18 protein-coding genes and 1 pseudogene are annotated in these 20,040 nt (G+C 63.5%); 6 read left to right on the forward strand and 13 right to left on the reverse strand.

Features of this window, described 5'->3' with window-relative positions:
* Positions 1-89: 89 nt before the first annotated feature.
* The 3 genes and pseudogenes from NKI99_RS30295 to NKI99_RS30305 all read right to left on the reverse strand — a co-directional run.
* A pseudogene (locus NKI99_RS30295) lies at positions 90-489 on the reverse strand (DUF2938 family protein); the annotation flags it as partial.
* A gap of 91 nt (positions 490-580) precedes the next feature.
* Entirely contained in the window at positions 581-1,057 is a 477-nt protein-coding gene (locus tag NKI99_RS30300) for a peroxiredoxin (protein WP_023808596.1), read from the reverse strand.
* Positions 1,058-1,141: 84 nt separating this feature from the next.
* On the reverse strand, positions 1,142-1,948 hold the full coding sequence (locus tag NKI99_RS30305) for a protein-disulfide reductase DsbD domain-containing protein (protein ID WP_352442779.1): 807 nt from the start codon (positions 1,946-1,948) through the stop codon (positions 1,142-1,144).
* Between the two features lie 170 nt (positions 1,949-2,118).
* Here NKI99_RS30305 and NKI99_RS30310 point away from each other — a divergent pair, with 170 nt between their 5' ends.
* Positions 2,119-2,727 (forward strand): YqgE/AlgH family protein, encoded by a 609-nt coding sequence (locus NKI99_RS30310; protein ID WP_023808594.1) that lies wholly within the window; start codon positions 2,119-2,121, stop codon positions 2,725-2,727.
* Between the two features lie 298 nt (positions 2,728-3,025).
* Here the strand turns inward: NKI99_RS30310 and NKI99_RS30315 are convergent, their stop codons facing one another.
* Genes NKI99_RS30315 through thrC form a run of 4 tightly spaced genes read right to left on the reverse strand, consistent with a single transcriptional unit; the run spans position 3,026 to position 9,234 of the window.
* Positions 3,026-5,914, reverse strand: coding sequence for an EAL domain-containing protein (locus NKI99_RS30315; RefSeq protein WP_128302499.1), 2,889 nt, complete (start codon positions 5,912-5,914; stop codon positions 3,026-3,028).
* Between the two features lie 3 nt (positions 5,915-5,917).
* Entirely contained in the window at positions 5,918-6,514 is a 597-nt protein-coding gene (locus tag NKI99_RS30320) for a GNAT family N-acetyltransferase (RefSeq protein WP_352442778.1), read from the reverse strand.
* A 15-nt stretch (positions 6,515-6,529) separates the two neighbouring features.
* The gene (locus NKI99_RS30325; protein ID WP_127290840.1) at positions 6,530-7,822 is read right to left on the reverse strand and encodes a M16 family metallopeptidase; all 1,293 of its coding nucleotides are present in this window, start codon (positions 7,820-7,822) and stop codon (positions 6,530-6,532) included.
* A gap of 14 nt (positions 7,823-7,836) precedes the next feature.
* Positions 7,837-9,234 (reverse strand): threonine synthase, encoded by a 1,398-nt coding sequence (thrC, locus tag NKI99_RS30330; RefSeq protein WP_023808590.1) that lies wholly within the window; start codon positions 9,232-9,234, stop codon positions 7,837-7,839.
* Positions 9,235-9,362: 128 nt separating this feature from the next.
* Here thrC and NKI99_RS30335 point away from each other — a divergent pair, with 128 nt between their 5' ends.
* Entirely contained in the window at positions 9,363-10,094 is a 732-nt protein-coding gene (locus NKI99_RS30335) for a hypothetical protein (RefSeq protein ID WP_023808589.1), read from the forward strand.
* Between the two features lie 25 nt (positions 10,095-10,119).
* On the opposite strand, the gene NKI99_RS30340 is transcribed toward NKI99_RS30335, so the two are convergent.
* From NKI99_RS30340 to NKI99_RS30350, 3 genes are all read right to left on the reverse strand, one after another.
* Positions 10,120-10,410, reverse strand: a complete 291-nt coding sequence (locus NKI99_RS30340; RefSeq protein ID WP_023808588.1) for a type II toxin-antitoxin system RelE/ParE family toxin — start codon at positions 10,408-10,410, stop codon at positions 10,120-10,122.
* A complete protein-coding gene (locus NKI99_RS30345; RefSeq protein ID WP_023808587.1) occupies positions 10,410-10,646 on the reverse strand; it encodes a transcriptional regulator in 237 nt (78 codons plus the stop codon). The genes NKI99_RS30340 and NKI99_RS30345 overlap by 1 nt, the downstream gene beginning before the upstream one ends.
* Positions 10,647-10,792: 146 nt before the next feature.
* Positions 10,793-11,479: an HAD family hydrolase gene (locus NKI99_RS30350; RefSeq protein WP_023808586.1), complete on the reverse strand. Its 687-nt coding sequence runs from the start codon at positions 11,477-11,479 to the stop codon at positions 10,793-10,795.
* 176 nt (positions 11,480-11,655) lie between these two features.
* On the opposite strand from NKI99_RS30350, the gene NKI99_RS30355 reads away from it, so the two are divergent.
* Positions 11,656-12,789: a site-specific DNA-methyltransferase gene (locus tag NKI99_RS30355; protein WP_023808585.1), complete on the forward strand. Its 1,134-nt coding sequence runs from the start codon at positions 11,656-11,658 to the stop codon at positions 12,787-12,789.
* 8 nt (positions 12,790-12,797) lie between these two features.
* Here NKI99_RS30355 and NKI99_RS30360 read toward each other — a convergent pair whose 3' ends face one another.
* Genes NKI99_RS30360 through mutY form a run of 3 tightly spaced genes read right to left on the reverse strand, consistent with a single transcriptional unit; the run spans position 12,798 to position 14,979 of the window.
* Entirely contained in the window at positions 12,798-13,181 is a 384-nt protein-coding gene (locus tag NKI99_RS30360; protein ID WP_023808584.1) for a WapI family immunity protein, read from the reverse strand.
* A gap of 12 nt (positions 13,182-13,193) precedes the next feature.
* Positions 13,194-13,805 carry an HAD family hydrolase gene (locus NKI99_RS30365; protein ID WP_352613220.1) on the reverse strand — a complete coding sequence of 204 codons (612 nt, stop codon included), beginning with the start codon at positions 13,803-13,805 and terminating at the stop codon, positions 13,194-13,196.
* Positions 13,798-14,979 carry an A/G-specific adenine glycosylase gene (gene mutY / locus NKI99_RS30370; RefSeq protein ID WP_352613222.1) on the reverse strand — a complete coding sequence of 394 codons (1,182 nt, stop codon included), beginning with the start codon at positions 14,977-14,979 and terminating at the stop codon, positions 13,798-13,800. Before mutY ends, NKI99_RS30365 begins: the two co-directional genes overlap by 8 nt.
* 53 nt (positions 14,980-15,032) lie before the next feature.
* Here mutY and NKI99_RS30375 point away from each other — a divergent pair, with 53 nt between their 5' ends.
* From NKI99_RS30375 to smc, 3 genes are all read left to right on the forward strand, one after another.
* Positions 15,033-15,533, forward strand: a complete 501-nt coding sequence (locus NKI99_RS30375) for a DUF721 domain-containing protein (RefSeq protein WP_352613224.1) — start codon at positions 15,033-15,035, stop codon at positions 15,531-15,533.
* Positions 15,534-15,696: 163 nt separating this feature from the next.
* Positions 15,697-16,440 (forward strand): DsbA family protein, encoded by a 744-nt coding sequence (locus NKI99_RS30380; protein WP_128302501.1) that lies wholly within the window; start codon positions 15,697-15,699, stop codon positions 16,438-16,440.
* A 105-nt stretch (positions 16,441-16,545) separates the two neighbouring features.
* Positions 16,546-20,004, forward strand: a complete 3,459-nt coding sequence (gene smc / locus NKI99_RS30385) for a chromosome segregation protein SMC (RefSeq protein ID WP_352613226.1) — start codon at positions 16,546-16,548, stop codon at positions 20,002-20,004.
* The last annotated feature ends 36 nt before the right edge of the window (positions 20,005-20,040 follow it).

Genomic DNA, 20,040 nt, shown 5'->3' on the forward strand with positions numbered 1-20,040 from the left:
AACGCGCCATTTTTTCGGGACCCCGCCGCTTTACCCACACCCCGGCCCCCAAAACCGGGTCTCCCCCCCCGGGGCGCGCCCCGTTTACCCACGGGGGTGGGCCGCTTCGGGGGGGCCCAAACCGGCGCCCATGCCGGGTGCCAGTAGGAACCAGCCGGCGCCGACGGTGACGATGCCGAGGATGAAGGCCGGCAGGAATGTCGGCGCGGCAAGCCAGCCCGCTCCGGCCAACACCACCAGGATGATGCCGTAGACGATGCCGACAAAATAGTGAAAGGCCCAGCCCAGCGCCTTTTCATGCGCGTAGGGCGCTGCACCGCCGATATCATCGTGAAAGACCTTGTCGCGGAGATGCCAGACCCAGCGACCGACCGGCCCCCAGTTCGGCCGTGGCTGCCCGAACGCCTTGTGCAGGAAGATGGCCCAGAGATCCATCGCCACCGTAGCGCCGATGCCGATCGCGATAGCACGCCAGAACATGTCAAACATCGAGGTCCCCCCAAAGGCAATCCCTGGAATACAAGGGCGATCGTCGGGCGGCGGCAACCGTTGCGGTCCAGCCCGACGTTGTCGCTGAAGTTCAGAGCTGCCCCAGAATATGAGCCGCACCGGACTCGTCGACACCGGGCTTGGTCTCGACATTGAGCGCGGTGACCTTGCCGTCGTCGATGATCATTGAGAAGCGCCTCGAGCGCAGGCCCATATCGTTGCTGATGTAATCGAGGCCCACCGCCTTGGCGAAATCGCCACTGCCGTCGGCGAGGAACAGGATCTTGCCCTCTCCGCCGGTGAAGTGCGCCCAGGCACCCATGACATGGACGTCATTGACCGAAACGACGGCGATGGTGTCGACGCCGCGCGCCAGGATGGCATCGTGGTTCTCGAGATAGCCCGGCAAATGGTTGTTGCTGCAGGTAGGTGTGAAGGCGCCGGGAACCCCAAACAGCACGACCTTCTTGCCCGAGAAAATCTCGGCCCCGGTGATCGGCTTGGCGCCATCGGCGGTCATCGTCTTGAAGGTCACGTCAGGCAGCTTGTCGCCAACGGAAATGGTCATGGATTCCTCGCTTGGGAAAATGGGAAGGACGTGTCTTTGCGTAGCGAACTCAACGGCTTCCTGCAATCGTTGGGACAGGCTGGATCAAGGGAAAGGCAGAATCCCTGCGACCGCGCCCGCCGCACTCGTCAGCGTATAGTGAAGCCCGCCATCGGTCGGCGTCGTCGAGGGGCGATCGAGGATCGGCACGGTGAAAATCAGCTTGCCGTCCTTTTCGCTGCGGGCCGGGGTGCCGAACATGTAGTCCCGCTCGCCGGCAACGAAGAAATCCGCCGCCGCCGGATCGCCGGGAAAGCTCGCCTCGACAATCAGCGTCTCGTGGTCGCCCGGCAGCACATTGATGCCGAAATCGGACCTCGCGGGCGTCGGCAGCGCCGTAAAACTCGCCTTCACCAGCGCCGCGTCCTCGACATTGTCCGGATCGGAGGCGGGGTCGACGGTCAGCCGCGTCTGCACCGGAATGCAGATCGTTTCGCAGATGCCGAGAAAGATGTCGGCATCGATCACCGCCGGCTGGTTCGGCGTCGCCAGCGTGAATGTCACCGGCAGAGAAACCGGATAGTTGTAGCCTGCCCATTTGCCATAGCCGTCGTCATGGCGCTGCGGCGCCGGAAACGACAGAGTGGCGTCGGCGATGTTGGTGCTGGCTGAAATGTCGAGTTGCGGCGGCACGCCCGCGTCGCCCGGATCGCGCCAATATGTCTTCCAGCCAGGCTTGAGCGCAATATCGAGAACGCCTTGGATACGGCCGGCATCGTCGGCTTTGCCTGATGTAACCAGCCGAACCTTGCCGCCTTCACTGTTGTACCACGCCGACGAAGAGGCGGCGGCGGGAAGAGCGGTTGCCGATCCGATGGCGGCTCCGAGCAGCAGGATTTTCAAGCTTCGCATGGCGGTGATTTGATCGTCCGTTCGTGGCCGCGCAATGATTTCATGGCCTTGCCGGTATCATATTTGCGTGACTTCGAGGGAGAAGAATGTTCGAGCCGCCGCAACAGGCTTTGGTCGAATCCAGCACGGCGCATCTTTTCGGCGCTTTGGAAACGCGTTACGCTCCCTTCATGGACTTGTTGCGCCACAAGAAGACGGTCGCCAGTCGCGGCTTTCTCGACGATCAGTTCCTGATTGCCATGCCCGGCATGAAGGACGACCGTTTCACGCGCTCGGTCATCTATGTCTGCGCACACTCCGATGAAGGCGCCATGGGCCTGATCATCAACCAGACGCAGCAGATGCTGTTTCCGGACCTGCTCGTGCAACTGGGCATCATGAACGAGCAGGAGGCGATCCGCTTGCCGGCTCAGGCCCGCGATTTCGTCGTGCGCAATGGCGGCCCCGTGGACCGCAGCCGGGGCTTCGTCCTGCATTCGGGAGACTATCGGGTGGAATCGTCGCTGACCGTTTCCGACGACATCTGCCTGACGGCGACCGTCGACATATTGCGCGCAATATCGTCCGGCCGCGGGCCTCGTCATGCGCTGATGGCGCTCGGCTATTCCGGCTGGGGCGCCGGCCAATTGGAGACCGAGATCGCCGAAAATGGCTGGCTGACCTGTCCGGCCAATGCCGAGCTTCTGTTCGACACCGACATCGAGCGCAAATACGACCGGATCCTCGCCTCGATCGGTATCGACCTTGCGCATCTCAGCTTGGCGGCCGGACACGCGTAATCGCGAACAGTCATGCGCAACATTCGCGGCTAGCCGAAGCCGCCTACACCTTCGTCATCCTAGGGCGAAGCAGGAGCGAAGCTCCGTCGCGGAGACCCTGGGATCCATTCCGTGACCTATGTCGAAGGATGCAGCGGCGAAGAAATCTGAACCGTTTTCAACGCTTTAACCTCACGGCATGGATCCTAGGGTCTGCGCCGCGTCGCTGCGCTCCTTGCTTCGCCCTAGGATGACGAAGCGATAGGCGTCTCGGCCAATCGCAGAGGTCCGCGCCTGGGCGACGCGCGCCTGAATCCCATCACGCTTGCGTCAGCGGATACTGTTCCTTCAGCGTCTTCAGCACCTGGTCGCCCGGCATTGGTGCGCCGAACATGAAGCTCTGGACATATTCGCAGCCCATCTGGCGCAGTTCCAGCGCGTCGCTCTCGTCCGAAATGCCCTCGGCGACGACGGACAGGCCGAGTTCATGCGCCATGTTGACCATCGATTTCAGCAGCACCGCGCGCTTGGGCGTGTTGTCGTCGACGAAGCTCTTGTCGATCTTGATGGTGTCGAAGGGGAAACGCGTCAGATAGGCCAATGAGGAATAGCCGGTGCCGAAATCATCCAGCGACAGGCCGATGCCGAGCTGCTTCAGCTTGGTCAGCACATGGGCGGTCTGCTCGGGATTGTCCATCACAAGCGATTCGGTGAGCTCCAGCCGGAAGCAGCGCGGCTTCAGATTGGCCCGAGCGATGACCGAGCGGACGTCGCTGACCAGGTCACGGCGGATCAGCTGGCGGCTGGACAAATTGACCGAGACCGACAGCGGCGCGTCACCGATCTGTTTTTGCCAGCTGGCGAGATCTTCCGCCGCCTGCTGCATGGCAAACAGGCCGAGCTGCACGATAAGCCCGCAGCTTTCGGCGACCGGGATGAAATCCGCCGGCGGGATCATGCCGCGGCGCGGGTGGTCCCAGCGCAGCAGCGCCTCGAAGCCGGCGACACTGCCGTCCTCAAGCCGCACGATCGGCTGGTAGGCAAGCGTGAATTCCCGCCGCTCGATGGCGCGGCGCAGGTCGGATTCGAACTGCAGCCTGTCGGTGCCGACAGTGCGGAAGGCCGGACGGAACGGCTCGATCCTGTCGCCGCCGAAGCGCTTGGCCTGGTGCATGGCAAGCTCGGCATCCTTGACCATGTCCTCGGCCGACATCTGCGGCGAATTCCAGGTGATCAGTCCGATCGACGCGGTCAGCACGATCTCGCGCTTGGCAAAGGTGATCGGGTTGTTGATGGCATGCTTGATGGCATCCGCCACGGCGGCGATGCGGGCCGGGTCCTGTTCGGACAATAGCATCAGCGCGAACTGATCGCCGGCAAAGCGCGACAGCGAATCCTTCGGCTTGAGCAGCCGGTGCAGGCGACGCGCGATGGTCAAGAGGATGGTGTCGCCGGCCGAGATGCCGAGGCCGTCATTGACCTGCTTGAAACGGTCGATGTCGATGACGAAGACGGTTGGCCGCACCTTTTCTTCGGTGCGCGCGATCGAGATGATCGCTTCCAGCCGATTCATCAAAAGTTCGCGGTTCGGCAGACCGGTCAGATTGTCGTGAACGGCGTCGTGCAGCAGCCTTTCCTCGGACTTTTTCTGCTCGGTCACGTCGACCATGGTACCGACGCAGCGGATAACCTCGCCGTCGGATCCGATGACCGGGCGCGCGCGCAGCGAAAACCAGTGATAGTGGCCGTCGGCGCCGCGCAGGCGAAAATTCTGCGATACCCGGCCGCGCCGGTGTTCGAGCACGACGTCGAGCGTGGTGCGGAACGTGTCGCGGTCGTCGGCATGCAGCACCGGGAGCCAGTTGCGGGCCGCGCCGCCAAGGCTGTTCGGCGCCAGTCCGAGCTGGATGCTGACATCGGGCTTGGTGACGACGCGGTCGCGCAGCACGTCCCAATCCCATACCGTGTCGCCCGAACCGGCGACCGCCAGCGCCTGCCGCTCGAGGTCGGAGAACAGGCCCTGATGCAGCGCGCCGCCGGCAAAAGCATGCTGCATGACGGTGAAGCCGATCAGAAGGATGATCAGGATCAGCCCGCCGCCCAGGGCCGGCTGGGCAATGTCGTTGTCGAGCATGCCGGTGATCGCCATCCACGATCCGCATAGCCACAACAGCACCATGACCCAACTGGGCACCAGCATGATGGCACGGTCGTAGCCGCGTATGCCGAGGAAGATGATCAGGCCAAGCCCGGTCAGTGCGGTGGCGGCGAAGGACAGCCTGGCAATGCCGGCGGCGACCGCCGGATCGACGATGGCGACGCCGGCGATCAGCACCAGTCCGAGGATCCAGACCAGCGCGCCATAACTGAAATGGCCGTGCCATCGGTTGAGGTTGAGATAGGCGAACAGGAACACCACGAAGGTTCCCGCCAGCGCCACCTCCGTTCCCGCTCGCCACATCTGCTCGTTGCCGGGCGATATCTCGATGATCTTGTTGAGGAAGCCGAAATCGACGCAGATATAGGCCAGCACCGCCCAGGCAAGTGCCGCGGTTGCCGGGAACATCGAGGTTCCCTTGACCACGAAAAGGATGGTCAGGAACAGCGCCAGCAGGCCTGCAATGCCGATGACGATGCCGCGAAACAGCGTGTAGGAATTGACCGAGTCCTTGTAGGATTCCGGATCCCAGAGGTAGACCTGCGGCAGCTTCGGCGAGGCCAGTTCGGCGATGAAGGTAATCACCGTGCCGGGGTTCAGCGTCACCCGGAAAACGTCGGCGTCGGGGCTGGTCTGGCGATCGAGCGCGAAGCCTTCGCTGGGCGTGATGGCGGCGATGCGGGTCGAGCCGAGATCCGGCCAGAAGATGCCGGAATTCACCAGGCGGAAATGCGGTGCGACGATCAGCCGGTCGAGTTGCTGGTCGGTGGTGTTGGCGAGCGCGAAAACAGCCCAGTCGCCGGTGGAACGGGCATCATTGGCCTCGACCTCGATGCGCCGCACGATACCGTCCGGACCCGGCGCGGTCGACACCTGGAAATTCTCGCCCTGGTTGCGGTAGATCTCGACGGCGCCGGAAAGGTCGAGCGCGACGTCGTCGCGGGCAATCTTGATCGGTTCGACGGCAAAGGCCGACGATGCCGCGCACAGCGTCAGGAGTGTCGCGAGGACAAAGGCGAACAGCGACCCGTTGCGCAGGAAATTCGTCAAAAATCAGTCCTTCGTTCCAACGCCCGGCGGATCGTCCGCGATCCGGGCGTAGAGGTAGTGGTCCTGCCAGATGCCGTTGATCCTGAGATAGGATCGCAGCAGTCCTTCGCGCCGAAATCCGGCTTTTTCAAGCACGCGGATCGACCGGATATTGTCGGGAATACAGGCCGCTTCGATCCGGTGCAACCTCAGCGTATCGAAGGCGAAGCGGGCCACCACCTTGACCGCGTCGGTCATCAGGCCGCGGCCGCCGAAGCGCTCGCCGATCCAGTAGCCGACATGGCCGCTCTGCGAGACGCCATGGCGTATGTTGCCGAGCGTGATGCCGCCGGCCAGCTTACCACTGCTCCTCTCGAAGATGAAGAAGGCGATAGCGGTTCCTTGCGCATAATCCTCGCGGTAGCGGCTGATGCGCAGCCGCCATGCGTTGCGGTCGAGTTCATCGGGAGTCCAGCGTGGCTCCCAGGGTTCGAGGAAGGCGCGGCTATCGCCACGCACCGCCGCCCACTCGCGGAAGTCGTTGGTGAACGGCACGCGCAGCGTGACGCGGTCGCCTTTCAGCGCCGGCAGGTCGCGGCGGAAGAAAGGGAGCGCGAACACGACGCTTCGAGGGGCTTAGACGGCGAGCTTACGGGCCGTGGTCTGCGTGCCTGCGAGCGATTCGAGGATCGCCTCGTATGGCGCCAGTGTGCCCACAGGCCCGACAGCGGTAAGCGTCGGCTTGGTCGAGAACAAACGCGACGATAGATCGGTCAGCCGCTCGACCGTCAGCGCCGACAGCCGTTCCATCAGTTCCTCCTTGGCGATCGGCCGGCCGAACAGAAGCAGCTGCCGTGCGATCTGCGAAGCGCGGCTGGCCGGGCTTTCGGCTGACATGATCAGTCCGGCGCGATATTGGGCGCGCGCCCGGTCGAGTTCTTCCTGCAGGATTTTCTCGCCGGCCTTCTGCAGCTCGTCGATGATGACAGGCACCAGTTCGGCGATGTCGCTCTGGCCGGTCGCGGCATGGACGCCGAAGACGCCGGTGTCGGAAAAGCCCCAATGGAAAGCATAGACCGAATAACACAGGCCGCGCTTCTCGCGGACCTCCTGGAACAGGCGCGACGACATGCCACCGCCGAGGATCATCGACAGCACCTGCGAGGCATAGAAGTCGCGCACATGATAGGCCCGGCCTTCGAACCCCAGCACGATCTGCGCGTCCATCAGGTCGCGGTCCTCACGGAAGTCGCCGCCGACATATTGCGCATATTGCGGGATGGTGCTGTCGGCCTTGCTGCGGAAGCCGCCGAGTTGCTTTTCGACCTCGCGCACGAAATTGTCATGCTTGATGTCGCCGGCGGCGACAATCACCATGCGCTCGGCGCCATATTGCCGCTCGATGAAGTCGTGGAGTTGCTTGGAGGTGAAGGATTTGACCGTTTCGGGTGTGCCGAGAATGGAGCGGCCGATGGTCTGATGGCGATAGGCGGTTTCCGTGAAACGGTCGAAGACGATGTCGTCGGGGGTGTCGTGCGCGGCGCCGATCTCCTGCAGGATCACATGCTGTTCGCGTTCGAGTTCCTGCGGGTCGAATTCGGACTCTTGCAGGATGTCGGCAAGAATGTCGACGGCCAGCGGCACGTCGTCGGAGAGCACCCTGGCATAGTAGGAAGTGGTTTCGACGCTGGTGGCGGCGTTGATTTCGCCGCCGACGTCTTCGATCTCCGAGGCGATTTCGAAGGCGCTCCGCCTTTTCGTGCCCTTGAACGCCATGTGCTCGAGCAGATGGGCCATGCCATGCTCGTCCTCACGTTCATTGCGGGCACCCGACTTGACCCAGGCACCAAGGGCAACCGATTCGATGCTTTGAAGGGTTTCGGTGGCGACTGTCAGGCCGTTCGACAGACGGCTTACCTCAACACCCATATGGCTAGTACTCCTTAACGCGCCGCCCGCGCGCGGCGGCCGACATAATCTTCCACCATTTTCAGGTCGGAGGGAAGTACCGTGTATTTTTCCTCCGATGTCATCAACCCACCTAGCCATGCGGGCAGTGCGGGCGACACGCCGCTGGCGGCTTCGACGGCGGCCGGGAATTTTGCCGGGTGTGCGGTACCCAGCACCACCATCGGCACGGCGCCTGACGCCTTGCCCGCAGCGACATGCACAGCTGCCGCGGTGTGCGGATCGAGCAGATAGTTGCTGGCCGCGAGCGTCGAGCGGATGGTGGCGGCGACCTCGTCCATATCAGCCCGGCCGGCGTCGAATTCCGACCGCATCCCGGCGATTTGCTGGGGTTCGATGGTGAAAGCGCCGGACTGCTTCAGACCGTCCATGTAGCGCCGCACGGTCGCCGCGTCACGGCCGGAGGCCTCGAACAGCAGGCGTTCGAAATTGGACGACACCTGGATATCCATCGACGGCGACGTGGTCGCAAAGACACCCTTGGTGCGATATTCCCCTGTCGCGAAGGTCCGCGCCAGGATGTCATTGTCGTTGGTGGCGATGACCAGCCGCTCGATCGGCAAGCCCATCTTCTTGGCCGCGTAGCCGGCGAAGATATCGCCGAAATTGCCGGTCGGCACGGTGAAGGAGACCGGCCTGTCCGGCGCGCCAAGCGACAGCGCCGAGGAGAAATAATAGACGATCTGGGCCATGATCCGGGCCCAGTTGATCGAGTTGACGCCCGAAAGCGCCACCCGGTCGCGAAATCCGTGATCGTTGAACATGTCCTTGAGCAGGCCCTGGCAATCGTCGAAATTGCCTTCGATCGCCAGCGCATGGACGTTTGCAGCCGTCGACGTCGTCATCTGCCGCTGCTGCACCGGCGAGACGCGGCCGTGCGGGAAAAGGATGAAGATGTCGGTCCGGCTGCGACCGGCAAAGGCATCGATGGCCGCCCCGCCGGTATCGCCCGAGGTGGCGCCGACGATGGTGGCGTGCTGGTCGCGTTCGGCAAGCACATGGTCCATCAGCCGGGCCAGAAGCTGCATCGCCACGTCCTTGAAGGCGAGCGTCGGCCCGTGGAAGAGTTCCAGGATGAAGGTGTTGGGGCCGGTCTGCACCAGCGGGCAGACGGCCTCGTGGCGGAAGGTGGCATAGGCTTCGCGCACCAGCCGCTCGAAAACGGAGGCCGGGATCTCGTCGCCAAGGAACGGCGACAGCACGCGGATGGCAAGTTCGGGATAGGCAAGGCCGCGCATGGCGCGGATCTCGGCGGCGGAAAACTGTGGCCACTCGCGCGGCACGTAGAGCCCGCCGTCGCGCGCCAGCCCGGCCAGCACGGCGTCGGAAAATCCAAGAACGGGGGCTTCCCCGCGGGTACTCACATAATGCATGTCACAATTCCGTTACTGCTTGGCTTTTCCATCCACCGCAAGGTGGTTAATTTCTGCGCTGGCTCAGTCGCATTTTTGCCGCGCGGTTGATATACGTCACCAGCTTTGCGAGAGGGAAGTGCAGTTTCATGGCGTTTCGTACATTCAGTGGTCGCTTTTTGGCGGGTCTTGCGCTCACCGGCTTTATGCTTGCCGCCGCCGGCTGCCAATCGGGCGACAATGGCATCCTGAACCTCGGCATAGGCAAGAAGGAGGACCCGACGGCGCCACCGCCGCCCCAGGATCCCAAGATACTGGCCAGCCAGTTGCAGGCCTATTGTCCCAGGGTGACGGTGCGGGACGGCACGGCTTTCTTCAACACCTATTCCAAGGAAGCTCAGAAGCCCAAGCCCAGGATCAAGAAGACCGGCGACGCCGCGCAGGATGCCGCGGCCCAGGCCGAGGCTGACGCCGCTGCTGCAACTCCGCCCGACGAATCGGCCAACATCATCTACCAGGCATCGGTCAGCGACGTGACACGCGACTGCAGCCGTGCCAACGGCCAGCTGACGATGAAGATCGCGGTCGCCGGCAAGATTGTCCCCGGACCGAAGTTTTCTCCAGGCACCATCACCATGCCCATCCGCACGGCTGTGATGCATGGCACCGAGGTCCTCTATTCGCAGATCCACCAGTATCAGGTCCAGGTCACCGATCCTTCGGTCGCCACGCAGTTCGTCTTCACCGATTCCAATATTGTCGTGCCCGAGCCGACGGCGCAGGACTATCAGGCCTTTGCCGGCTATGACGAAACCGCGCATCAGGCAACGGCCGACAAGCCGAAGAAGAAGCAGAGGAAGAGAGCCGCCGCGACGAACTAAGCGGCGAACACAAGACATGGGCGGGCTATGTGAGGCTCTCCGGCCATTCTCTGGCCCCATGGACAACGGCGATGATTTCAACGTCACTGCCGCGCACCCGATAAACAACGATATAGGATGTCCGCGCTATCACAAGCTCGCGGGTTCCGCCCGCTCGTCCCTTGCGTCCGACCATGGGATTTGACGCCAAGAGTTCGTCGGTGCGACCAATCAGATCGGCTGTTAGCCGATACGCCGCAACGGGACTGTCCTGCGCGATAAAATCCTGAATCTGGTCGAGGTCGTCGAGAGCGGCGCTCGTCCATGAAACCTGCATCAGGTGGGGCGGTACTTGTTCAACACCCGCTCGATATCGGCACGGCTGGCAAATTCACCACGGTCGGCCGCTTCAATTCCTGCGTTCACCTTGTCTAAAAACCGCTCCTGCCACTCAAGGGAGTGGCCGTTCTCAAGCGCGTCCGCAACGACTTCCGACGCGGACAGGCTGGACCGCGCCGCGATAGCATCGATGCGGGCCTGTAACTCTGGCGTGATTTCAAGCTCAATCGTCATGACGCAATCATCGCATAGCCATCAGGGTTTTGAAATGAAAACCAGCTCCCAAAATTGCAGTATCGCCTCCTACCACTCTGAAGCACGAGAACGGTAGACCGACCGGGCGAGAAAAGTCCCGCCACGAGGGCGAAATTCAATCGCCCTCAGGCGTCCGACCACTCCGACAGCGCCGCGATCACGCTTTTCAACTCTGCCCAGCGGCGGATCACCGTTTCGGCGCCGGCCTCGGTGAGCGCGTCGGCATGGCCGGGATAGCTGTGGGCGGCTCCGGTGAAGCCGATCACCCGCATGCCCGCCGTCCTTGCGCCGTGAACGCCGTGCACGGAATCCTCGATAACGAAAGTGTTCGCCGGGTTGGCGCTGAGTTTCTCCGCCGCGAACAGGAACACGTCCGGCGCCGGTTTCGTTTTCCCGGTCGGTGTTTCCATCGCCGAAAAAATCCGGTCGGTGAAAAACGGCAGAAGATGCACCTTTTCCAGCATGAATTCGATCCGCTCGGAGCGTGAATTCGAGCAGACGCAGCGCGGCACGCTTACCGCGGCAACGGCCTCGCGCACGCCATCGATGGCGCGGACGTCGCTGCGCAGTTTGCGGTCGACCAATTGTTCCTCCCTGTCGATCAGAGAGGCCTGGAAGGGGATGCGGGACTTTTCCTCGACCCGCAGCATGATGTCCTTGAAGGTCAGGCCGGCATAGCTCTCCGAAATCTCCTCAGCCGATATCTCGTATCCTGCCAAGGTCAAAAGCTCGGCGTCGACGCGGGCGGCGATGATCTCGGAATCGACGAGCACGCCGTCGCAATCGAAGATGACAAGGTCTGGCTGGGGCATGGTGATCCGGACAATAGGAGGGCGAAGTGGCCTCGGAAGGCTCAGGCGGCGCGGCATACACCAACAGGGCCGCCTTCGCAAATTCGCCACACCCGTCCCTTGGCCTTCACGGAATATTTACGCTGATCGGTAACCATAACGGAGAGTAAACAGTAACGCGTGCCTTGGGTGTCAGAATGTCTGCCGTGCGTCTTCTCGACGAGCTATCCCACGCTCCCCAGCAATCCGAATGGCTGGACACGATCCTCAAGGGCGACTGCGTCGCCGCGCTCGACCGGTTGCCCGAAAAATCGATCGACGTCATCTTCGCCGATCCGCCCTACAATCTGCAGCTCGACGGCGACCTGCACCGCCCCGATCAGTCCAAGGTCGACGCCGTCGACGACGACTGGGACCAGTTCGAGAGTTTCGAGGCCTATGACGCTTTCACGCGTGCCTGGCTGCTGGCGGCGCGCCGGGTGCTGAAGCCCAACGGCACCATCTGGGTCATCGGCTCCTATCACAACATCTTCCGGGTCGGCGCCAAGATGCAGGATCTCGGCTTCTGGATCCTTAACGACGTCGTCTGGCGCAAGACCAACCCGATGCCAAATTTCCGTGGCCGCCGCTTCCAGAACGCGCATGAGACGATGATCTGGGCTACGCGCGATCAGAAGGGCAAGGGCTATACCTTCAACTACGAAGCGATGAAGGCGTCCAACGACGACATCCAGATGCGCTCCGACTGGCTGTTTCCGATCTGCACCGGCGGCGAGCGGCTGAAGAACGACAATGGCGACAAGCTGCATCCGACGCAGAAACCGGAAGCGCTGCTTGCCCGCATCATGATGGCCTCGACCAAACCGGGCGACATCGTGCTCGATCCCTTCTTCGGCTCAGGCACCACGGGCGCGGTGGCCAAGCGTCTCGGCCGCCATTTCGTCGGCATCGAACGCGAGCAGGCCTATATCGACGCCGCCAACGAGCGCATCGACGCGGTGCGGCCGCTGGAAGAGGCCGACTTGACCGTTCTCACGGGCAAGCGCGCCGAGCCGCGCGTCGCCTTTGTCAGCCTGATCGACACCGGCCTGATGATGCCGGGCGCGACGCTCTACGATGCCAAGAAGCGCTGGGCCGCCAAGGTGCGCGCCGACGGCACGGTGGCGATCGGCGACAGCGCCGGCTCGATCCACAAGATCGGTGCCGAAGTGCAGGGGCTGGACGCCTGCAACGGCTGGACCTTCTGGCATTATGAGCGCAGCGGTGGCCTGACCCCGATCGACGAGCTTCGCCGCATCGCGCGGCTCGGCATGGAGCGGGCAGGGGCCTGATCGGCAGCTCAGGCCTTGTCTTCCTCCAGGATGATTTCGCTGACCTCGCCTTTCGCCATCAGTGAGAGCTGACTGGCAAAACGCGACAGACGCGAATAGTCCGTCCGGAGTCGCACACGCGCGAAGTCACGGGCTTCGATCTCCTCCGCGACCTCGATCCGGACGAACAGGTGACCGACGCCATCCGCCGGGAAAACCGAGATGCTTATCAGGCCGGGCGATCTCAGGACCAGATCCGCGCGTTTAAGCGGATAGGCCTGCAATGACACAATAAATTCGCTTACCTCGTCGGTCGGGAAATAGGCATCGCCACGTCCTCGAAAGTGGCCATGCTCGACACTGGCGTCAAGTATTGACCATTCCGGGTTGAAGGTCAGAACGAGCTTGCCCATTGCCGGTCTCGATCAGGTCGCGATGCCATGCCGCTCAAGGTCTGCTTGAAGCGTCTTCGCATCGGTGAACAGCACCGACTGCCAGCCGGCCGCCTTGGCGCCGTCGACATTCTTCTGGCTGTCGTCGATGAACAGTGTCGCGGCCGGTTCGAGGCCGAACGCGGCAACGTGATGATCGTAAATTCCGCGATCCGGCTTGATCATGCCGATCTCGCCCGAGATGGTGACACCGCGTGGGCGATTGAGAAAATCGAAGCGTTCGCGGGCCTCGGCCAGCGTGTCGCTGGCAAAATTGGTCAGCATGGTCACGTCGTGGCCGCTCTCGATCAGACCGACCATGATGGCGACGCTGTCGTCATAGGCATGCGGCACCATCTCGTGCCAATGGCGGCGGAAACCGCGAATGTTTTCCGCGTGATCGGGATGGTCCGCGATCAGCAGCGCCTCGGCCTCTTCCCAGGTGCGGCCGCGATCCTGCTCGATGTTCCAGTCATGCGTGCAGACATTGTCGAAAAACCACTTTCTCTCTTCGGCATCCGGAATGAGGCGGCTGAACGGAATGTTGGGATCGTAGTGGATCAGCACTCTGCCGATGTCGAAAACGATGTGGCGTATTTCAGTCATGGGGCCTCTTTGCACTGTGTGGCGACGGCTTTTTCGTCGCGCCGGGTATCGCAGCCTCGATTGCCTTTTTCATGACAGTCGGCAGCGCCTCGCCGGAAATCTCGTGAGCGAGCGACCAGAAATGCCCGTCTGGCGCATCACCTTTGATGTGAGCGTGAAAGACTTTGAGTTCGAGAGCGAAATGCGTGAAGACATGCGCAATGCGGCCCGCATGCCGCCAGTCGGCGGGAAAGGGCGCGGCCGCTTCCGTGGTTGCCCCATCGATCCGCGCGGTCCAGCCCGTCGTCGGCACCTCGGTCATGCCGCCGAGCAAACCCTTCTCTGCCCGTTTGCGCAGAAGGATGGCGCCGTCGGCCCGCACGGCGACAAAGGCCGCGCCGTGCCGCTGCGGCTTGTCGGCCTTGGGCAGGCGCACCGGGAAGTGCTCGGGATCGCCTGAAACGACCGCGCTGCAGTCTTCGCGCAGCGGGCACAGCATGCAGCGCGGCCGGCGTGGCGTGCAGATGGTGGCGCCGAGATCCATCATCGCTTGGGCGAAGTCGCCAGGCCTTGTCCCGGGCACCATGCGCTCGACATGGGCACGGATCTCGGGCTTGGCTTCGCTGAGCGGGGTTGTGATCGAAAACAGCCGGGAGATGACACGTTCGACATTGCCGTCGACAACGGCGGCGGGGCGATCGAAGGCAATCGCCGTGATGGCCGCCGACGTATAGGCGCCGATGCCGGGCAGTTCTCTCAAACCCGTCTCCGTGTCGGGAAACCGGCCGCCACGCGCGGCCACAAGATCGGCACAGGCCTTGAGATTGCGGGCGCGGGAGTAGTAGCCGAGCCCGGCCCAGGCCTTCATCACGTCCTCGGTGGGCGCCGCGGCCAGCGCTTCGACATCGGGCCATTTCTCGACGAATACCTTGAAATAAGCCTTCACCGCTTCGACGGTGGTCTGCTGCAGCATGACCTCGGAGAGCCAGATGCGGTAGGGATCAGGCCGCACGCCGCGCGCATGCTCAATTGGTGTGATGCGCCACGGCAATTCACGGTGATGCACATCGTACCAGCTGAGCAGGCGGGATGCGATATCGTCGCTGACACCGGATGCAGCTGTGCTGCTATCTCCGGATGTGGCTTTGCCACTATCCCAGGATGCGGTCTTGCGGGTCTGGTCTGCTGGTGCCATTGATCTTGTATTGGCCTGGCCGGTATCTGCTGGGTCGTCGCTGGAGGACGTACATGGCAGGGAGAACGCCCTACGGCAATCCCGTCCCGGTCAGCGATCTCGCGACCAGGATCCTCGATCCGGTGCTGCGCAAGCGGGCCGGCATTTCGATCGGCCTCGTCCAGTCATGGGACGAGATCGCCGGCCCGCGGCTGGCCAGCCATTCGCGCCCCGAAAAAATCCAGTGGCCGCGCCGTATGCATGAGGACGATCCGTTCGAGCCGGCCGTGCTGGTCATTGCCTGCGAAGGCATGGCGGCACTTCATCTGCAGCACGAGACGGGCGAGATCATCAACCGGGTCAACGTCTTCCTCGGCTTCACCGCCATCAATCGCATCAGGATCCTGCAGAAGCCGGTGACAGCCGACAAAGGAAAGCGCAAAGCGGCCCTGAGGCCGCTGACGGCGGCTGAGAAGACGAAATTGTCGGGAACTGTCGGCCTGGTCGATAATGATGAACTGCGCGCCTCGCTGGAGAAACTTGGCGCGACCATTATTGGGGAGAGAAAATCATAGGCGTCTTGAAGAAAGTCATGGATTCGTCGTCAATATCTCGCATTCGTGATCGCCCTTGTCAGGTTTCGCGATTGGATTGGGGATCGAGATGCCTTAATTCGCGCCAACTCTCGCCTTTTCGTGCCTTTGCATTGCAAAATCCAACCCTTGTCAGGTGATTCGTATGAACCGTCCCCCGTTCGGCCAAAGCTTGTCTCGCAGAAACCTCCTGTCTTCGCTGGCCGCCATTCCGGCGGTGGCCCTGCTCGCCGCCTGCAGCGACTCTGGCGAGGAGGCGAAGGCTGCGGATGTGAAGCCTGCGGCCCCGGCCGCCCCCGCGAAGCCGGCCACGCCGGCCGCCGCCACCGCGCCGGAAGCCCAGGGCACCGTGGACATGACGGAGCTGATGAAGCCGGGTGCGCTGCCCGACAAGCAGCTTGGCAAGGATGACGCCAAGGTCACCATCGTCGAATACGCCTCGATGACCTGCCCGCACTGCGCGCATTTCGCCGAGACCACCTTTCCGGACCTGAAGACCAAGTACATCGACACCGGCAAGGTCCGCTACATCCTGCGCGAATTCCCGTTCGATCCGAGCGCCGAAGCCGGTTTTATGCTGGCGCGCTGCGCCAAGGATAACTATTACCCCATGGTCGACGTCCTGTTCAGGCAGCAGGCGAACTGGGTTGGCGTTCAGAATACCAAGGATGCGCTGCTGCAAATCTCGAAGCTCGCCGGTTTTACACAGGAGTCCTTCGAGGCCTGCTTGACGGACCAGAAACTTCTGGACGATGTGAGATCGGTCCAGAAGCGCGGCGCCAATGAATTCAAGGTCGACTCGACACCGACCTTCTTCATCAACGGTAAGACCTACAAGGGGGCGATGTCGATTGAGGAAATGTCGGCCATCATCGACCCTCTGCTCTGACGTCCAGTCAGCCCCGAGGCGGCGGCGCTTCGGCGTGCGCGGCTTCCTGTCGTGCCGCGAATTCCTTTCGCAAAATCACGGAAATCCGCTTAGTGGGCGGGGCGAATGAAGTTTTCGCGCCTTCGCCTCCTCGGTTTCAAGTCCTTCGTCGAGCCCGGCGAGTTCGTCATCGAACGCGGCCTGACCGGCATTGTCGGGCCGAATGGCTGCGGCAAGTCGAACCTTGTCGAGGCGCTGCGCTGGGTGATGGGCGAAAGCTCCTACAAGAACATGCGCGCGTCCGGCATGGACGACGTCATCTTTTCCGGCTCGGGCACTCGGCCCGCACGCAACACCGCCGAAGTCACGCTTTTCCTCGACAACAGTGATCGCTCGGCGCCCGCTGCCTTCAACGATGCCGACGAACTGCAGGTGTCGCGCCGCATCGAGCGCGAGGCGGGCTCGCTCTACCGCATCAACGGCAAGGAAGCGCGCGCCAAGGACGTGCAGCTTCTGTTTGCCGACCAGTCGACCGGCGCGCGTTCGCCGTCGATGGTCGGTCAGGGCCGCATTGGCGAACTGATCCAGGCGAAGCCGCAGGCACGCCGCGCGCTGCTCGAAGAGGCGGCGGGCATTTCCGGCCTGCACACCCGCCGCCACGAGGCAGAACTGCGGCTGAAGGCAGCCGAGCAGAACCTCGAACGACTGGACGACGTCGTCGGCGAGCTGGAAAGCCAGATCGAAAGCCTGAAGCGCCAGGCGCGCCAGGCGTCCCGCTTCAAGAACCTGTCGGCCGATATCCGCAAGGCAGAAGCGACGCTTTTGCATTTGCGCTGGACGCTGGCCAAGACCCAGGAAGGCGAGGCACGCTCGGCGCTGGCGGTTGCGACAGCACTGGTCGGCGACCGCGCCGCAGCCCAGATGGCCGCCGCCAGGGAGCAAGGCATCGGCGCTCATCGCTTGCCGGACCTGCGCGACGCGGAAGCCGCCGCCGCCGCTGCCTTCCAGCGCTTGTCGATCGCCAAGTCGCAGATCGAGGAGGAAGCCGGCCGCATCCGCGCCCGTCAGAGCGAACTCGAGCGCCGGCTGCAGCAGCTCGACGGCGATATCGCACGTGAAGAGCGCATGGTCCGCGACAATGCGGACATTCTCGAGCGCCTTCGCACCGAAGAGGCAGCACTCAATTCGGAAAATGCCGGCGCCGCCGAACGCGAAGCCACCACCCGTGCGGCGTTCGAACAGGCGGCGTCGACGCTTTCGCAAAGCGAAGCCAAGCTCGCCGCGCTGACCGCCGAACGGGCCGAGGCTGCCGCCTCGCGCAACCAGATCGAACGGACGCTGCGCGACACCGCCGAGCGCCGCGACCGCTTCGCCCGTCAGCTTGCCGATGTCGACCGGGAATTGTCGGAGATACTCTCCAAGGTCGCTGGCCTGCCCGATCCGGCCGAGAAGCGCGTGCTGGTCGAACAGGCCATGGCGCTGCTGGAGGAGGCCGAGGCTGCCGTGTCCGAGGCCGAGCAGTCGGTCATCGATGCCCGCGCTACCGAAAGCGCTGCCCGGCCACCGCTTCAGGATGCCAGGGCCGAGCTGGCACGGATCGAAACCGAAGCGCGCACGCTGGCAAAAATCCTGAATGCCGCCAGTGGCGATCTTTTCCCGGCCGTGCTGGAACAGATCAGCGTCGATCGCGGTTTCGAAACGGCGCTGGGTGCGGCCCTTGGTGAAGATCTCGACGTGCCGCTCGACCGCAGCGCGCCGGTGCATTGGGGCGAAAGCGCGATCCGGCCCGGCGACGCGGCTCTGCCGGAAGGCGTCAAAAGCCTGGCCAGCGTGGTCCACGCGCCGGCACAGCTCGCCCGCCGCCTGGCGCAGGTCGGTATCGTCGAATCTAGCGACGGCCGCCGGTTGCAGCCGCTGCTTGCTCCCGGCCAGCGGCTGGTCAGCCGTGAAGGCGCGCTCTGGCGTTGGGATGGCTTTACCGCCAGCGCCGATGCGCCGACCGCCGCAGCACAACGGCTGGCGCAGAAGAACCGGCTGGCTGAGCTCGATGCCGAGGCGATACAGGCGACGCTAGTCCTGCGCCAGGCCGAGGAGGCGCTGGGAGAGGCTGAACAGGCGCTCCGCCTGGCAAGCGAGGCCGAGCGCAACACGCGCCAGGCCGGTCGTGACGCCCAGCATCGGCTGGACGCTGCCCGCAATGCGTTGGCCGAGGCCGAGAGAGCCGGCGGCGAATTGCAGAGCCGGCGCGCCGCGCTCGATGAAGCGCGCGCCCGCATCGTCGACAGCCATGAGGAGATTTCGGCCGCCTTCGCCGAGGCCGAAATGCTGCTGCAGGACGCGCCCGATCTTGGCGATCTGCAATTGCAGCTCGAACAGTCCTCGACCAATGTCGCCCGCGACCGCGCCGCGCTTGCCGATGCGCGTGCGGTGCATGAGGGGCTGCGGCGCGAAGCCGAGGCGCGCGCGCGCCGGCTCGATGCCATTGGCGCCGAGCGCAGCAACTGGCTGGAGCGGGCCGAAAACGCCTCGACGCAGATCGCATCGCTCGGCGAACGCAAGGCCGAGGCCGAGGCCGAACGCGAGCGGCTGGCCGATGCTCCCGATGAAATCGACGCCAAGCGGCGTGCCTTGCTGTCGCAGCTCACCGAGGCCGAGAGCTTGCGCAAGGCGGCGGCCGACCGTTTGCAGGAAGCGGAGAACCGGCAATCCGAACTGGACAAGGCCGCCACCGGCGCCATCCAGTTCCTGGCCGAGGCGCGCGAGACTCGCGTTCGCGCCGAAGAGCGGCTGACCGCGGCCGACGAACGCCGGCTGGAGGTCGAGGCGCGCATCCAGGAGACGCTGAACACACCACCGCATCTGGTTATTCGCCATACCGGTCTTGAGGCTGACAGCCCGATCCCTGAGATGGCCGAGATCGAGCGTCAGCTGGACCGGCTGAAGATCGAGCGCGAACGGCTCGGCGCCGTCAACCTGCGCGCCGAGGAAGAGCAGAAGGAGCTATCCGACCGGCTGGAAGCGATCGTGTCGGAGCGCGAGGACATCATCGAGGCGATCCGCAAGTTGCGGCAGGCGATCCAGAGCCTCAACCGCGAGGGCCGTGAGCGGTTGCTGGCCGCCTTCGAGGTCGTCAACGGCCATTTCCAGCGGCTGTTCTCGCATCTGTTCGGCGGCGGCACGGCGGAATTGCAGCTGATCGAATCCGACGATCCGCTCGAGGCTGGCCTCGAAATTCTTGCCCGCCCGCCCGGCAAGAAGCCGCAGACCATGACGCTGCTGTCCGGCGGCGAGCAGGCGTTGACGGCGATGTCGCTGATCTTCGCGGTGTTCCTGACCAATCCGGCGCCGATCTGCGTGCTCGACGAAGTCGACGCGCCGCTCGACGATCACAATGTCGAACGCTTCTGCAATCTCATGGACGAGATGGCGGCCACCACCGAGACGCGTTTCGTCATCATCACCCACAATCCCATCACCATGGCGCGCATGAACCGGCTGTTCGGCGTGACCATGGCCGAGCAGGGGGTCAGCCAGCTGGTGTCGGTCGACCTGCAGGCGGCCGAAGCGATGCGCGAGGCAAGCTGATCCCGTTGGCGCTGCCAGCGAATGGGTCGCTCTGGA

The sequence above is a fragment of the Mesorhizobium sp. M0239 genome, assembly GCF_040321815.1.
Taxonomy (GTDB): domain Bacteria; phylum Pseudomonadota; class Alphaproteobacteria; order Rhizobiales; family Rhizobiaceae; genus Mesorhizobium.